This window comes from Paenibacillus sp. 1_12, assembly GCF_900114475.1.
GTDB lineage: Bacteria > Bacillota > Bacilli > Paenibacillales > NBRC-103111 > Paenibacillus_S.
Map to the genome: position 1 here is coordinate 21,227 of NZ_FOTE01000007.1, position 15,086 is coordinate 36,312.

The 15,086-nt window shown below is 42.7% G+C and carries 15 protein-coding genes; 13 read left to right on the forward strand and 2 right to left on the reverse strand.

Annotated features, from left to right (window positions below; genetic code table 11):
- The first annotated feature begins 68 nt into the window (after positions 1 to 68).
- Positions 69 to 962 (forward strand): DMT family transporter, encoded by an 894-nt coding sequence (locus BM210_RS16685; protein WP_091170357.1) that lies wholly within the window; start codon positions 69 to 71, stop codon positions 960 to 962.
- An 89-nt stretch (positions 963 to 1,051) separates the two neighbouring features.
- Here the strand turns inward: BM210_RS16685 and BM210_RS16690 are convergent, their stop codons facing one another.
- On the reverse strand, positions 1,052 to 1,921 hold the full coding sequence (locus tag BM210_RS16690) for a LysR family transcriptional regulator (protein WP_091170359.1): 870 nt from the start codon (positions 1,919 to 1,921) through the stop codon (positions 1,052 to 1,054).
- 122 nt (positions 1,922 to 2,043) lie between these two features.
- Here BM210_RS16690 and BM210_RS16695 point away from each other — a divergent pair, with 122 nt between their 5' ends.
- The 3 genes from BM210_RS16695 (at position 2,044) to BM210_RS16705 (ending at position 3,865) form a co-directional block, all read left to right on the forward strand.
- Complete coding sequence (locus tag BM210_RS16695) at positions 2,044 to 2,721, forward strand: VOC family protein (RefSeq protein ID WP_091170362.1); 678 nt, start codon at positions 2,044 to 2,046, stop codon at positions 2,719 to 2,721.
- Positions 2,722 to 2,932: 211 nt separating this feature from the next.
- Positions 2,933 to 3,442, forward strand: coding sequence for a GNAT family N-acetyltransferase (locus BM210_RS16700; protein WP_091170364.1), 510 nt, complete (start codon positions 2,933 to 2,935; stop codon positions 3,440 to 3,442).
- Between the two features lie 54 nt (positions 3,443 to 3,496).
- The gene (locus BM210_RS16705; protein ID WP_091170366.1) at positions 3,497 to 3,865 is read left to right on the forward strand and encodes a DUF423 domain-containing protein; all 369 of its coding nucleotides are present in this window, start codon (positions 3,497 to 3,499) and stop codon (positions 3,863 to 3,865) included.
- 15 nt (positions 3,866 to 3,880) lie between these two features.
- Here the strand turns inward: BM210_RS16705 and BM210_RS16710 are convergent, their stop codons facing one another.
- Positions 3,881 to 4,684 carry a C39 family peptidase gene (locus tag BM210_RS16710; protein ID WP_091170369.1) on the reverse strand — a complete coding sequence of 268 codons (804 nt, stop codon included), beginning with the start codon at positions 4,682 to 4,684 and terminating at the stop codon, positions 3,881 to 3,883.
- Between the two features lie 228 nt (positions 4,685 to 4,912).
- On the opposite strand from BM210_RS16710, the gene BM210_RS16715 reads away from it, so the two are divergent.
- The 9 genes from BM210_RS16715 (at position 4,913) to BM210_RS16755 (ending at position 15,083) form a co-directional block, all read left to right on the forward strand.
- Positions 4,913 to 5,209: a hypothetical protein gene (locus BM210_RS16715; protein WP_091170371.1), complete on the forward strand. Its 297-nt coding sequence runs from the start codon at positions 4,913 to 4,915 to the stop codon at positions 5,207 to 5,209.
- 335 nt (positions 5,210 to 5,544) lie between these two features.
- Positions 5,545 to 6,876, forward strand: a complete 1,332-nt coding sequence (locus BM210_RS16720; protein WP_091170374.1) for an ABC transporter substrate-binding protein — start codon at positions 5,545 to 5,547, stop codon at positions 6,874 to 6,876.
- Between the two features lie 166 nt (positions 6,877 to 7,042).
- Positions 7,043 to 7,750: a FadR/GntR family transcriptional regulator gene (locus tag BM210_RS16725; RefSeq protein ID WP_091170377.1), complete on the forward strand. Its 708-nt coding sequence runs from the start codon at positions 7,043 to 7,045 to the stop codon at positions 7,748 to 7,750.
- Positions 7,751 to 7,803: 53 nt separating this feature from the next.
- Positions 7,804 to 9,039, forward strand: coding sequence for an MFS transporter (locus tag BM210_RS16730; RefSeq protein ID WP_091170379.1), 1,236 nt, complete (start codon positions 7,804 to 7,806; stop codon positions 9,037 to 9,039).
- 178 nt (positions 9,040 to 9,217) lie between these two features.
- Positions 9,218 to 9,640, forward strand: a complete 423-nt coding sequence (locus BM210_RS16735; RefSeq protein ID WP_091170381.1) for a MarR family winged helix-turn-helix transcriptional regulator — start codon at positions 9,218 to 9,220, stop codon at positions 9,638 to 9,640.
- A 59-nt stretch (positions 9,641 to 9,699) separates the two neighbouring features.
- The gene (locus BM210_RS16740) at positions 9,700 to 10,971 is read left to right on the forward strand and encodes an MFS transporter (protein ID WP_091170384.1); all 1,272 of its coding nucleotides are present in this window, start codon (positions 9,700 to 9,702) and stop codon (positions 10,969 to 10,971) included.
- A 99-nt stretch (positions 10,972 to 11,070) separates the two neighbouring features.
- A complete protein-coding gene (rlmN, locus tag BM210_RS16745) occupies positions 11,071 to 12,132 on the forward strand; it encodes a dual-specificity RNA methyltransferase RlmN (protein WP_091170386.1) in 1,062 nt (353 codons plus the stop codon).
- 154 nt (positions 12,133 to 12,286) lie between these two features.
- Positions 12,287 to 13,888, forward strand: a complete 1,602-nt coding sequence (locus BM210_RS16750) for a spore germination protein (protein ID WP_091171024.1) — start codon at positions 12,287 to 12,289, stop codon at positions 13,886 to 13,888.
- Positions 13,878 to 15,083: a Ger(x)C family spore germination protein gene (locus BM210_RS16755; RefSeq protein WP_091170388.1), complete on the forward strand. Its 1,206-nt coding sequence runs from the start codon at positions 13,878 to 13,880 to the stop codon at positions 15,081 to 15,083. Before BM210_RS16750 ends, BM210_RS16755 begins: the two co-directional genes overlap by 11 nt.
- Positions 15,084 to 15,086: the final 3 nt, after the last annotated feature.

Consider the following 15,086-nt stretch of genomic DNA (forward strand, 5'->3'; position numbering starts at 1 on the left):
TATTACAATCATTTTAAACCCAATTCAAGCTTGATAAATTATGAAAAACTTTATGGAGGCTGGGGATCATGAACAAAATCAAATATATCGGACTTGTAGTAATGACGACTTTTTTTATGGGTGTTGCCTTTCCTGTAGGAAAGCTTGGCATGGAGTATGCCACACCCTTTTTTCTTATGGGTATTCGTTTCGTATTGGCGGGAGGAATGCTTGCACTTATCGTTTCCAGAAAACCACAGCCGCGAGGAGGTAAGCAGTGGCTGCAGGTAGCTATGATCGGATTGTTACAATCAGCGGGTGTGATGGGCTGTGCTTATTACAGTATGCGGTGGATCTCCTCAGGCGAATCCTCGATTATTACATGTACGAATCCGTTGCTAGTCATTATACTGGGGTCACTATTTACTGGGGCTGTGTATCGTGGTCGTCAATGGATCGGTGTAGCCGTTGGGTTTATCGGTGTTGTTTGCACCTTTGGTCTTCATATGGATATTCAGCCAGGAACGTTCATTAGCTTCGCGGGTGCATTCTTCTTTGCAGTATCTACATTGCTGGTGAAACGATGGGGGCCTGCATTTGATATGAATGTCTTAGCTGCTTATCAAATGATTACGGGCGGAGTTGCCTTGTTCATCATTAGTGCACTCACAGAGCATCCGTATTTTAACTTAACCCCTACATCCGTAACTGTTGTACTATGGCTGGCCGTGATGGGTTCTATCGTTCAGTTTTCGTTATGGTATTACCTGCTGCGCAATGGCGATCCTGCTAAAACGAGCGCATTCCTGTTTCTCGTTCCATTGTTCGGTCTGCTGTCCAGTTGGCTTCTGCTGGGAGAACAAGTTCAGTGGTATGTGGTAGTTGGTGGAGCCTTCATTTGTGCAGGTATTGTACTTGTGAACTGGGAAGGTAGAAACCGACCGGGATTGCAAGCATCCAAACTAACCGTAGTGGATGGCTAAGCAATAATTAATAATAAAGGCGCTTTATCCATTTGAAATAAAGATGATAATCAGTTAATGATGAATGAGACCCCTGAAACGGGGCCAAGCTAAAAAAACGCTGCAAGCTTTTTTATGAATGTGTTAGCAGCTAAACTTAAATATTTGTCATTACGATAAAATATTTCTAAATCCCGTGAAGGTGAATACTGGATAGGAATTGCACGCAGACCTAACGATGGAAAGCTTTCAATTAATTGATTTGGTTGTATCGTTGCCCCGACTCCTTCTTTGACAAGCTGAAAGAGAGAAGTAACTGATCCTGTTTCCATCGTGGTTTCTATAGCGAGGTCTTGCTCTTTGCCCCAAGCATCAATTAAATCGCGTCCATAATAGCCCTTAGGATACATAACTAACGGTATATGTATCAGTTCTTTTGGAGAAATCATTTCCTGTTTCGCCAACTCGTGTTCATTACTCACATACAAACTATACGTTTCGGTATAAAATGGGATACGATTTAAACGGTTGTCAGGTTTAATAGCTAAGCCTACCCCCAAATCAACTTCATTGTTCAACACTTTATTTAAAATATCAATCGACGGAATCACTTGAATTTTCGTATTGGGGAATTCCTTATGAAAATCGATGAGTAACGGTGTCAAACGATAGTCAAGATCAGATGGCAGTACGGCTACACGCAATTGGCCGGAATGTAAATTTGACAGATCAGCGATGGCATTTTTTGCATTTTCTAGATTCTGAACCATCTGTAAGGCGTAGTGCTCTAGAATATTTCCGGCTTCAGTCTTCACGGTTTTCTTACCCATTCGATCAAACAGAGGAATCCCTACTTCATCTTCCAATACCCGTATTTGTTGACTTAATGTAGGTTGAGAAATCCCGAGCTTAAAGGCCGCTTCAGAAAAATGCAGTTCATTACAGAGCTTGAGAAAATATTGCAGCTGACGAATCTCCATAGAAATCATCCTTTTACTATAGTGTAATACTATTATTATAATAGAACCAATAGTATTGATCTATTATGTGTGAAGACGTAGAATGTGGTCAAGATGAATATAACAATGAAGAGGTGTGAAGGATGAAAATACTGAAAATCGAAGTAAAAACGAAACGTTTAGCGATGATTAAAGAGTTTTATGGTGATCTTATGAATTTTGAAATAAAGGATTATTCAGACCAATGTATTGTTCTTCAAGCAGGCCAAACCACAATTATTTTTAACCAGGATGATAAGTCTGAGGCTTTTTACCATATCGCATTTTCGATCCCGTCTAATCAATTCACTGCATCCCAACAATGGCTTCAGCATAAGGGAATTGATCTGATAAAAAAAGAGGGAAAGGATCAATTTGAATTTATGGATTGGCCTGCATCCGCGTGTTATTTTTATGATCCCGATGGGAATTTAATAGAATTTATTGCCCATCATACGACAACTCAGGAGAACAATCAGACATTTCAGCAGAACAATATTCTCTATGTGAGTGAGATTGGACTTCCGGTGGATGATGTTTCTGAAGTCACTAAGATCATTTGTGAAAGCTTTAATCTGTCTCTTTGGAGAGGAGATGGAAAGCAATTTTCTGCAATTGGCGATGAGCATGGTTTATTTATTGTTATAGATAAGAATAGACCTTGGTTCCCAGTTAATAAAAAGCCAGGCATGTTTCCTACTGCAGTTACCATTCAAGGTGAAAAGGAAATCATTTTGCAAATGAATAGACAGCTTTACAGGTTAAATACTGAGCCTTCATAGGCTGCTATAGGATAAACAACTTGACAGCAAGAAGGGTCTGTTTAAATGCCTCGTGCGAAGATGATCGTTGATACGTTGACAAGTACATAAAATGCCGCTTCTAAGAGGAAAAATGTGTTACAATTTAACATGATCATTTTAAAATAGTGAATCAACATCAAGCTGTAGTGAACGAGCCTGATTTGTTTCATCATCAATTGGAGGAGTGCAAGTGAACGGCAGTAAAGTCAATCTTCGAGCTTTCGAGTCTGAAGATATGAAGGAGCTTCACCACTGGTTAAATGATGCGGATTCCATTGCTTTGGTAGGACGAGTGCCTAGAACCTACGAAGAAACGGTACATCACGTAGAAAAAAAACGCAAAAATGGTGACTTGGTGCTAGCGATTGAAAATGAAGAATTAGAGCTGATAGGTTGGACATTTTTGCAAAACATTGAATATGAGCACGGTAGGGCAAGCATCGGCATATTGATTGCACCAGAATATCGCGGACACGGTTATGCAGGAATGGCAATGAAAAAGATGATCGATATCGGCTTCAAGCAGCTTCGGCTGAATAAAATCTATTTAACGACAAGAGGAATTAATGAACGTGCTATTGGTTTATATCAAAAAACAGGTTTTATTATTGAAGGTCAGTTAAGAAATCACGCCTTTAGTGACGGTCAGTATTACGATACTTATTTTATGGGTATATTAGCTTCCGAATGGAAGGGCTAAAAGGCAGGTTAACTCTTTGCTAATGTAAGCTACATAAGGTTTAGGAGGAAAATCATGCAAACACTATTGCTGCTCGGCAGCTTCAACATGCTTATATCCATCATTTTAGGAGCATTTGGCGCTCATGCGCTCAAGAAAAAAATTACAGCAGACATGGCAGCAGTGTATCAAACGGCTGTTCAGTATCAGATTGCTCATGGCCTTGCATTGATTCTATTGGGAATTATCTCTAATGGCATATTGAAAAGCCAGCTCGTTCATACCGCAGGCTGGTTGTTATTCGTAGGCATTATATTATTTAGTGGCAGTCTGTATGTACTTAGTATTACGGGGATTAAAAAGCTGGGAGCGATCACTCCCATTGGTGGATTGGCGTTCATTGCAGGTTGGTTATTGCTGATCGTCGCCATTATTCAAGGGTAAGACAAGCTAGGCAGGTCAGGCTGAACGGCTATATGTAACAGCCTGGCTGCCCATTTCCAACCAAGATTCTATAAAATCGTCTTTGTTAACCACTTTTGCCGCTGTTCCGTCAGAAGGATCGTTCAAATACACATAATCCGTATCAATGCCAACCAGCAGGACTACGTGCTCATTCCAGGTTGCTCGGATCGGACCGCTGTCGCTGTCCCAGGTCACCCATTCCGTTTCCGTTGAAAAATGCTCATTCGTCCACACGATGATCGGTTTATGATCATTCAGGACATCCACAATTCGTTCAAAGGCTTGTCCGGTCAGGTCAACTGCTTGCCCCGGCAAAATCTCATTCAACAGTTTAGCAATCGGTGCATGATACACACCATAGCCGATTTCCACGCCTTCGACATCTCCAACAAATCCTTTATCGGGATCACCCCAGGATACGATATGATCATCTTCTCTCAATAAAGGCGAGCTGTCCTTATCAAGACGGCTGGCCAATTCCAATTTCCCTACCGGACTACCCGCAGCAGTTAACAGCATGGATAGACTTGTAACTTCGCAGCCGTTGAATAGCTCGGGGTTTTGATCCTGAGGCTCTATATCTTGAATGATACTGGTGATCCGTTCGAATAGAGGAGCAGCAGCTTCAATAGCCAGAGTGTGCTCATAGGCAAGATGGGTTTGTTCCGCGTGCGTTTTTTCAAGATTAGGAGGTGTCATCGAAGGATGATCAAGAGTAGTAACTGCTTCATAGGCTGCTGCTGGAATACATAAACTGATTAAGAGGCTTACCATGAATAGAATATTACTTTTTATCACATTAACACTCCTATCCGCTGAAATTATGTTCGAAAATTACATGTTAATATATGAATTCAGATCATACATAGACTGATTCTACTATATCAAACCAAATGAAATTAAGGAACCTGCACCACGAATGAAGGTGTTAAGGGTTTAATAAGCCGACATTAGGGGTAAGTACTAAACAGAGACAAGAGTGTTTCTGAATCTAATGTACAAACAACGATGGAGAGGATGATCGGAATGAAAACGATACATGATTTGCATCAAACCAATGAAGTTGTAGAAGAAACAGGTAAGTATGTTTGTGCTGTAGGAGAGACCAAGGAGCTTCTAAAGGGAGAAAGATTCCCAGCTTGTCCCCAAACACAGCAGCCAACCTCGTGGAGACACGCAGAACATCAACATCGATCAGGCGAAAAGGTTACCGAAGCTGGGCACTACAAAGATAAGGATGGAGAACGCATTGAGCTAAAACAAGGCGATACGTTTCCGAATTGTCCAAGATCCGGGCAGCCTACTTCGTGGAAGCATGATTAATCTGTAAGCAAGCAGTTAATTGACTTTCTGATCCTCCTTTCCTTCAGTTAAATAATTCATAGTTGACAGATCGGATATCTATGTTATTATTTAAACAGTCATACATTTCGTGCACCGGTCCACCGGAGACTTCCTTCATATAAGGATGTCTCCTTTTTTGTGTAGAAAAAATTGGTGCCAGACATTCAATCATAGGGAGGATAGGTAACACATGTGTATTACTGGAGATAAAATGGCCGACAGATGGTCTGATTATTGGTGGCGGTGCATTAAGCAGGGCAGCCGACAGCAGACATTTTTACAATGGACGTAGAAAACATACACAGGGAGGCTCTATGATGAAGGCAATTATTAATTTAATCATTTCTTTGACTTTGCTTGCGCTACCGCTAGGAGGTTGCGCGCCGCGTGAAGGGCTGGAGGCTAAACAAGAAACAACTGGAGCCTCAGACTCACAGGGACAGGATAAGAAGCCAGTCACGTTAACTTTTTATACATACGGCAATACGCTGACCAATACGGAGTTCGACAATTTTTTTGTCCAACCGGTCAAAAAGCTATATCCCCACATCACTTTGAAGCGCATCGAGCCTCCAGCTACAACGACACCGGAGGAGCTGTTCACTTCCGGGACAGTGCCGGATATCATTTATACAAGCGACGGATCTTACTACCGTTTCACTACACTTGGAGCGGTAGAGGACTTAAAAACATTAATAGAGAAGCACCACTTCGATCTGAACCGAATTAAGCCGGTTCTTACCGAATCGATTCGATCCTATTCCAGCAAGGGCGAGCTTGTGGCTCTGCCGTTCTCGTTTAATCTATCGATTCTTTATTACAATAAAGATATTTTCGATAAGTTTGGTATCGCTTATCCTCCAGATGCAGGATTCACTTGGGAGAAAGCCCTTGACCTCGGGAGGCAATTGACGCGTTCGGATAATGGAGTGAACTATGTAGGAATCGATCTGGGCGGACCGACCCAGGTTGCACGTAGTTTACCGTTATCGCTGATTGATCCGCAGACCGGTAAAGGTGCGCTGCAGTCCGCAGGGTGGACCCAAGTATTTACGACGCTGAAGCAATCATACGATATTCCGGGATTTATTGGTCCCGATAAAAAATACAGTTATGATAAAGACAGCTTCATGAAAGACCGGACACTTGCAATGCGGGTTTCCTATTTAGCCAATATGATCGGACCACTCGAAGAGCTGCGCCAGCAGGGAAAGGAATTGAACTGGGACTTAGCGCCTCCGCCATATTATGACGAGCCTTCCGTAGGGGGCAGCATCCATTCACTGCTTATTTCGAGCAAAAGCCTGCATAAAGATGAAGCGTTCCAAGTGATCACTACAGCGTTGAGTGATGAGGTGCAGCGTACTGCGGTACGCAACGGACGTGTGGCGTCTATTGATAAGCCTGAATTGGAAAAAGAATATGGTGCGGATATCGAAGTACTTAAGGGGAAGAAGATTGCTAACGTCTTCAAGGTGAAGCCGAGAAAGGTTAGCACACCTAGCGAATTCGACAATGATATCGGTAAATGGCTGACGAAAGCTACAGATGACATCGCACTAAACGGTACGGATGTCAATACCGCAGTAAGAAAAGCACAAGAAGGAATCAATAAAGATTTGGAATCTATTCGTAAAAATAGATAAGTATCCCCCGGAGATGGGAATTGAAGTAGATTGATCAGGATACCCGTGAGGGTATCCTTTTTTGTATATTTGATCGGCAAATGTGATATTGCGAGAGGTATTTATTATTTTTTTCTTGATAAGATTTAGACATTTATGATAATATGCTACAAAAGGAGATGATCAGATGAATACGAAGGTATCTTTTCAATCATTGAATCGTCCCAAGCTGGTTGACGACGTTGTCATTCAACTGCAAAAGAAAATATCCAGCGGGGACATCCGGCATGGGGATAAAATACCAACGGAGCCTGAGCTCATGGAGCAGTTCGGTGTAGGTCGTTCCACCATTCGTGAAGCCGTCAGAGTGCTCGTTCATGCAGGCTTACTGGAGAAAAAGCAAGGGTTTGGAACGTATTTGACGTCCAATTCCGTTATTCAGGAGCCGCTTGAACATCGGTTACGGCGAGCAGAAATATTGGAGGTGTACGAGGTTAGAAAAATGCTGGAGCTCGAAATATCCAGATTGGCTGCAGCCCGTCGTGATGAAGAGGATCTTGAGAAAATGAGAGGTCATTTGGACAATCGATCCGCCGCTTTGGACAGAGGGGATACCGAAGCCTACTTGCTTTCCGATATCGATTTTCATTTATCAGTGGCTGTCGCAAGCAAGAACAGTGTTGTCATCGATTTGTATCGCACGTTCTCGACGGTTCTGTTGGACGCCAGCCAGAAGCTTGCGAAATATCAAAGCGGACACGATCCGCACACGCTGTTTCACGAAAGGCTGTATCAATCCATTCAGGAAAAGGATGTCCAGGCTGCTGTGCATTGGACTTCGCAAAATTTAGAGGGTACCATTTCAGAGCTTGAAAGGTATTTGGGAAAGGAGTAATGGCCTTTCTCTGTTTTTAAACATCAGATGATAAGATGAAAGGTGTGTATATCATGATAAAAACGAATGCGGCTGGTAATCAGCAAATTACGGTTTTCTCTATTTTATTCGCGATCAGCTTGGTCCATTTATTGAATGACTCCATACAATCGGTTATTCCCGCTATTTTTCCGATTTTACATGAATCCTTGAAGCTTAGCTTTTCCCAGATTGGTTGGATCGCCTTTACCTTGAATGTAACCGCGTCGATGTTTCAACCTCTAATCGGTCTTTATACCGATTCCAAGCCCAAACCTTTTCTGCTTCCGGCTGGTGTTGTTTTTTCTCTGCTTGGAATGGTTGTATTGGCTTTTGCAGGTTCATTTACACAGGTGATTATATCGGTCATACTTATCGGACTCGGATCATCCGTACTGCATCCTGAGGCATCCCGCGTCGCTTATTTGGCTGCAGGGCCGCGCAGAGGCTTGGCACAATCCATTTTTCAGACGGGCGGGAATATTGGTCAGGCGTTAGCACCTGTTTTTACAGCGCTTATCTTTGTACCACTCGGTCAATTCGGGATTATCTGGTTTACAGTAGCCGCTTTAGCCGCAATATTAGTTCAAATCTTTGTAGCCAAATGGTATCGAGGTTACATAGTAAGGCAGTCCACAGTCAAAAAAACAGTCAAAGTGATGAGGAACAACCTGCCTAAATCCATGATTACCTATGCGATGTGTATATTGATTCTACTGCTTTTTTCCAAATTTGTTTATGTGGCCAGTATGACAGGCTTTTATGCCTTTTATTTGATTGATCATTTTAAGATTTCTACGGAATATGCACAAGTATTTATATTTGCTTTGCTGGCGGCGGGTGCGGTAGGAACATTTCTTGGCGGGCCGATGGCTGACCGGTTTGGAAGACGTAATATGATCTGGTTTTCCATTCTCGGGACAGCGCCATTCTCCTTGCTGCTTCCTTATGTGAGCTTGTTTTGGTCAGCAGTGCTTTGCGTGATGATCGGCTTCATTTTATTGTCGGGCTTTTCTGTCATTGTCGTGTATGCACAGGAGCTGCTGCCGGGTAAGGTGGGTACGGTATCGGGATTGTTTTTTGGGTTGGCGTTTGGTCTTGGCGGCATCGGTTCGGCTGTGTTGGGTACGGTAGCTGACGCCACGAGCATTTCCTTTGTTATTCAGCTGTGTGCGTATTTACCGTTGATTGGATTGCTGGCTGCCTTTTTACCTACAGATGCCCGACTTAATCTCGCTTCTGTTGATTCCAAGCAAACGGTGACTAATTAGAATGTAATAGAGCTGAACCCCTCCTGAAGTAACGAAATATAGAGAAAGTACGGGGAATTGGGTCCATTGCTATTCTGCGAGGATCTATTCCCTGGATATTCAAAAAACGTAATTGACAATAATTGCAATGTGTTTTATATTTGTTGTACATACAAAACAAGAGAAGGAGCTGCAACCCATGAAGGATGAATTTTTGTTTGATTGCTTATTTTTTACGGCGAACCGATTAAGCAGAGCAATTACGAAAATGGCTGAAGAAGAGTTTGCTCCGACCGGGTTGACGCCGATGTATGGTTATTTGATCCGTCTTGTAATTGGAGATCCGGGTATATCACAAAAGGAATTATCCGAAAAGCTGCATATCACGCCCTCCACACTAACTCGCTTTATCGATAAATTGGAGGCCAAACAATTGGTGGAACGCAAGGTGCAGGGAAAGACGGTACTGGTTTATCCACTGCCCAAAGGGAAAGAGCTGGAAGACGCAATTCGTCTCTCGTCAAAAAATCTACATCGCAGGTATGATGCTATTCTGGGCAAAGAGGCTGCCGATTTACTATCTAAGGAAATCGTATTGAGCAGTGAGCTGCTGGAAAAATAATTTTTTGAAACAATATTGTATGTACAACTAAAATTGAAAATGTCGGGAGCGAGCAGCAAATGAAAACAGGTCCACAGTCTTCAAAGATCCATTACGGGTGGGTGGTTGTCCTTATTACCTTCGTCACCTTGCTCGTATCTGCGGGCATTCGTTCCATGCCAAGTATTTTGATGCTGCCTTTTGAAAAAGAGTTTGGCTGGAGTCGCGGCGGCATATCCAGCGTGATTTCCATAGGTATATTTTTATATGGACTAGTAGGACCATTCTCGGCTGCATTATTGCAAAAATTCGGCATTCGCAGAGTGTTAGTTGCTTCTCTAGCCGTGCTGGCTGGCAGTCTCCTGATTACCCCCTATATGACTGCTTTATGGCAGTTTGAGCTGTTGTGGGGTTTGGTTGCCGGGCTTTCCACTGGAATGATGGCGAACGTGTTGGGTGTAACAGTTACGAATCAATGGTTCGTAAAGCGCAAGGGTCTGGTAGTTGGACTACTTACGGCAAGCGCTGCTACAGGTCAGCTGCTATTTCTGCCCTTGCTTGCGCAAATCACAGTTGCAGTGGGTTGGAGATACGCAATTTATATCGCGGTCGCGGTGATCTTAGTCCTGCTCGTCGTCGTCGCGATCTGGATGCGAAATCATCCGTATGATGTGGGTGCTGCGCCTTATGGGACAGAGGAGCTCGTACAGCCGGTTCCTTTTAAAGGGAATTTGTTTCTGACTCCACTGCTGGCGCTTCGTTCAGCTTGTAAAAACAAAACCTTTTGGCTTCTGGCGGGAACCTTCTTTTTCTGTGGATTTTCGACAAATGGTTTAATCGGCACTCATCTCATTCCAGCATGCGGCGATTATGGGATTCCGGAGGTTATGGCAGCAGGACTGCTTGCTTTGATGGGTCTTTTTGACCTGGTCGGTACAACGCTATCTGGCTGGTTGTCAGACCGATATGATAATCGCAAGCTATTATTCACCTATTATGGGCTGCGTGGGCTTTCCCTGCTCTTTTTACCGTTTGCACTAAATTCAAGTCCCGGTGTATTGATGATTTTCACTGTGTTTTATGGCTTGGATTGGATCGCTACCGTACCGCCTACTGTTAAGCTGGCATCGATGGAATTTGGCAAGGAAAAAGCAGGAATGATCTTTGGCTGGATCGTCGTAGCCCATCAAATCGGAGCTTCGGCAGCTGCTTATGGCGCAGGAGTGATGAGGGAGTGGCTGGGTAGTTATACGGTTCCATTTGTTGCCGCTGGTTTTGTGTGCTTGTTTGCTGCGTTAATGGCTCTGCGGGTAGCCCGTAACGCTGCTGCTTCACAGGCGGCGCAGGCATAAAATAATAAATTTAGCCGAGACTTTCATAAACAGATTGCTACTTGGGGCCAGCTTAAGTAAAATAGAAGGGATTTCAAGTTTGTGAAAAGAGGGTAACGAATGAATAAGCAATCCATTTTCGGATTAACATTTGAACAACTGACAGCGTGGCTTATGGAGCACGGGCATAAAAAATTTAGAGCATCACAAGTCTGGGATTGGCTATATAAAAAGCGTGTTACGGACTTTAATGAAATGAAGGATGTCAATCCGGATTGCATTCAACTTTTAGAGGATCATTATGTGATCCACACTTTAACTCAACATATTAAGCAGGAATCAGCAGATGGAACGAAAAAGTTCCTTTTTAAGCTGAGCGATGGCAATTTGATTGAAACGGTATTGATGCGTCACAAATATGGTTTATCGGTTTGCGTCACTACACAGGTTGGCTGTAATATTGGCTGCAGCTTTTGTGCAAGCGGCCTGCTCGCCAAAAAACGCGATTTGACCAGTGGGGAAATTGTTGAGCAAATTATGAACGTCCAGCACCATCTGGATCAAGAAAAGCAAGGTGAGATGGTAAGTCATATTGTGGTGATGGGTATTGGCGAACCTTTTGATAATTTTACGAATATGATGGATTTCTTATTAATCGCAACGGACCGTAAAGGATTAACCATCGCTGCCAGACATATCACAGTATCGACCAGCGGACTTGCTAATAAAATCGTTGAATTTGCTGATACGAAGCTGCCTGTCAATCTGGCGATTTCGTTGCATGCGCCTAACAATGAGCTGCGGACCCAAATCATGAAAATAAATAAAGCCATTCCACTTGAAAAATTAATGCAGTCCGTTGACTATTATTTGGCCAAAGCGAACCGCAAAATTACTTTTGAATATATCCTGTTGAAAGACGTCAATGACCACAGGGAAGAGGCGGAGGAGCTTGCCGATTTGCTTGGAAACAGACGACACTATGTAAATCTGATTCCTTATAACCCGGTAGATGAACATAGTCAGTATCAAAGAAGCGATCAGGAATCGGTGCTGGCTTTCTATGATACCTTGAAGAAGAGAGGCATTAATTGCGGTATTCGTCATGAGCATGGCACGGATATAGATGCCGCTTGTGGACAGCTGAGAAGCAAACAAATTCAAGTGGCTCAAGCGCAATAACATTTCTTTAGCTCTGCAATATATCCGATCATTAGGCCCACATCACCTTGATGTCGGGTCTTTTTGCAATTGGACCTGATTTAGTAGTTGTAGGATAAAATAAGGAGGAGTTGGAATAATAATCTAAGGTTCTAATGAAATGGGGGATAAGGCCATGTATACAAAGTTTTTAAAATATAAAAAATCATCCCGGGCCGAAATCCTAGAAAATCAAGATCTGCAGCCATTTCAGAAAGAAGCCCTGCATCAAAATCTACAAAAAAATATAGCAGCCATACAATCCATTGTAGGAAACAGTACAGATATCATCATTCGGAAATTCCAAGTAGCAGGGAGTATACACGCTGCTGTTGTCTGCACAGATGGTTTGTGTGACCCAGCCAATGTTTCTGATTTTGTTGTAAAAAGCTCGATGCAAATACTGGATAAGACTTTGATTCCGGACCTTAATAACCCGGACACTATAGTCCAAACTGTAAAAGATCAATTATTAACTTTTTGGGATGTAAGGGAGATTTCGGATTGGAAGCAGCTTTATCTTGCTGTCTTATCTGGTGATTCGGTTCTCGTCCTGGATGGATGCAGTAAGGCGTTGGCTGCTGCAACCAAAGGAGGAGAAGGCCGGAGTGTAACAGAGCCTTCCACACAAACCGTTATTCGTGGACCCAAAGAGGGCTTCACAGAATCGTTTCGCACCAACACTTCATTAATACGAAGAAAAATTAAAAGCCCGAAATTATGGCTGGAAGAAAAAACGATTGGTGAAGTGACCCTAACCACGGTAGGCATCATGTATATTCAGGGGATTGCCAATGAGGGGATCGTTCAAGAAGTAAGAAACCGGCTGGATGGTATTGATATCGATGGGGTGCTGGAATCGGGATATATTGAAGACTTGATCCAAGACGGGGTGTGGACGCCTTTTCCGACGGTTTTTAACAGTGAAAGACCTGATGTGATTGCTGCCGGTTTACTTGAAGGGAGGGTAGCCATCCTAGTCGATGGTACCCCTTTTGTTTTACTTGTTCCCGTGGTGCTAACCAGCTTCCTACAAGCGGCTGAAGATTACTATCAGCGGTACGATTTTGGTACCCTATTGCGGATACTACGTTTTTGCTCCTTATTTATTGCATTACTATTACCCTCTCTTTATGTGGCAGTCGCCTCCTATCATCAGGAAACACTGCCTACTTCCTTAATGCTGAATTTAGCCGCTCAACGTGAAGGTGTGCCTTTTCCGCCGGTTCTGGAGGCTTTTCTGATGGAGGTCGTATTTGAAGTGCTTCGTGAGGCCGGAGTCAGGATGCCAAGTACTGTAGGTAATACGATCTCGATAGTTGGAGCCTTGGTCATAGGTCAGTCTGCGGTTGAAGCAGGTGTCGTATCCCCAGCCATGGTCATCGTGGTTTCATTTACAGCTATCACTAATTTCGTAATACCTTCCTTCAGCTTCGGTATTGCCCTGCGATTGATGCGCTTTGTTTTTTTAGTTTTAGCCGGCACGCTGGGGATGTACGGAATTGCCGTAGGTTTATTGATTTTTGTGTTGCATTTGTGCAGTTTGCGTTCGTTTGGCGTTCCCTACTTAAAACCTTTTTCACCGTTTATAGCTGATGGACAAAAGGATGCATTATTTCGATTTCCCATTTGGGCTATGAATACGCGTCCAGCTTATACAAGTGAAAATGTAATACGTGAAGGGCCCAATCAGAAGCCGGAGAAACCATCTGGAGATAGATCTAGAGATGATGAATAAAAGCAAACTGCGATTGAGCATGATGATCCTGCTGCTGACCCTACTTTTAGGGGGATGCTGGGATATCAAGTATTTGGACGACCTATCCATCGTTATTGCTATGGGGCTGGATAAAGGTGAGGGAGAGGATATTGCCGTTACTGTACAAATCGTAAATTCAAGTGAAATGACAAGCGGCGGGAATAAGAGCAATGGGAGTGGCGCTAGTACAACAGTGACATATAGAGAAACAGGCCGAACGATATTAGAAGCGACGCGGAAAATAATTAATAAAAATTCAAGAAAATTATATTTCGCGCATAATCAGGTGCTTGTGATTGGGGAGGAATTGGCACGAAAAGGAATAAACCAATTATTTGAATATATAGATCGTAGTCCTGAGATCCGAACCGATTTTTTTCTCTTAATAGCCAAAGGCGCAAAGGCAGAAGATGTGCTGAGTATCAATACCCCAATCGCTAAAATTCCGGGTATCAAAATAAATCAAAATGTCAGTAATGTGGAAAAAAGCTTGGGTGTCTCCTACAAGGTAAGCATTCGTGATGCTATCGAGATGATAGGCTCTGGTAAAAAGGAAGTAGTTGCTGGCAGTATTGAAATCATTGGGGATAAAAATGAAGGCAACAGTAAAGAAAACGTAAGTAAAATCAAAATAAACAATTATTTATTGCTTAGTAACATGGCGGTGTTTAAAGATGAAAAACTGATTCATTTCTTTGAGCCTTCGGAATCAAGAGGAAATAGTTGGATACAGAACAAAATTAAAAACACCGTTATCAATATTCCATGTGAACAAGCTGGAAAAGTCACTATTGAGATCATTCACTCCAAAACAAGTGTAAAGGCGAAGGTACAACAAGGTAAACCTTCCATTGAAATTCGTGTCAAGCAAGAAGCGAATATTGGAGAGAACTTTTGTGAGAACTTTGATGTGTCTACCAAGGAAGCTTTTATAGAAGTAATACAGAAAACCAATGATCAAACGAAACTGGAGATGCTTGCTGCAATCAAAAAAGCAAAAAAATGGAAAACGGATATATTTGGTTTTGCTGATTACGTTTATAAAGCGAATCCGAATTATTGGAAACAAAACAAGAGCAATTGGGAAGATATCTTCTCTCAACTCCCTGTTGAAATTGAAGTCATTACAAATATTAAGAGAGAGGGAATTCGAAACAAATCGTATTTCAATTAGGGT

Bases quoted from the DNA above. Each gene is read 5' to 3' on its own strand.
- BM210_RS16685 (WP_091170357.1), top strand. From the start codon at position 69: ATGAACAAAATCAAATATATCGGACTTGTAGTAATGACGACTTTTTTT.
- BM210_RS16690 (WP_091170359.1), bottom strand. From the start codon at position 1,921: ATGGAGATTCGTCAGCTGCAATATTTTCTCAAGCTCTGTAATGAACTG.
- BM210_RS16695 (WP_091170362.1), top strand. From the start codon at position 2,044: ATGAAAATACTGAAAATCGAAGTAAAAACGAAACGTTTAGCGATGATT.
- BM210_RS16705 (WP_091170366.1), top strand. From the start codon at position 3,497: ATGCAAACACTATTGCTGCTCGGCAGCTTCAACATGCTTATATCCATC.
- BM210_RS16715 (WP_091170371.1), top strand. From the start codon at position 4,913: ATGAAAACGATACATGATTTGCATCAAACCAATGAAGTTGTAGAAGAA.
- BM210_RS16720 (WP_091170374.1), top strand. From the start codon at position 5,545: ATGATGAAGGCAATTATTAATTTAATCATTTCTTTGACTTTGCTTGCG.
- BM210_RS16725 (WP_091170377.1), top strand. From the start codon at position 7,043: ATGAATACGAAGGTATCTTTTCAATCATTGAATCGTCCCAAGCTGGTT.
- BM210_RS16730 (WP_091170379.1), top strand. From the start codon at position 7,804: ATGATAAAAACGAATGCGGCTGGTAATCAGCAAATTACGGTTTTCTCT.
- BM210_RS16735 (WP_091170381.1), top strand. From the start codon at position 9,218: ATGAAGGATGAATTTTTGTTTGATTGCTTATTTTTTACGGCGAACCGA.
- BM210_RS16740 (WP_091170384.1), top strand. From the start codon at position 9,700: ATGAAAACAGGTCCACAGTCTTCAAAGATCCATTACGGGTGGGTGGTT.
- rlmN (WP_091170386.1), top strand. From the start codon at position 11,071: ATGAATAAGCAATCCATTTTCGGATTAACATTTGAACAACTGACAGCG.
- BM210_RS16750 (WP_091171024.1), top strand. From the start codon at position 12,287: ATGTATACAAAGTTTTTAAAATATAAAAAATCATCCCGGGCCGAAATC.
- BM210_RS16755 (WP_091170388.1), top strand. From the start codon at position 13,878: ATGATGAATAAAAGCAAACTGCGATTGAGCATGATGATCCTGCTGCTG.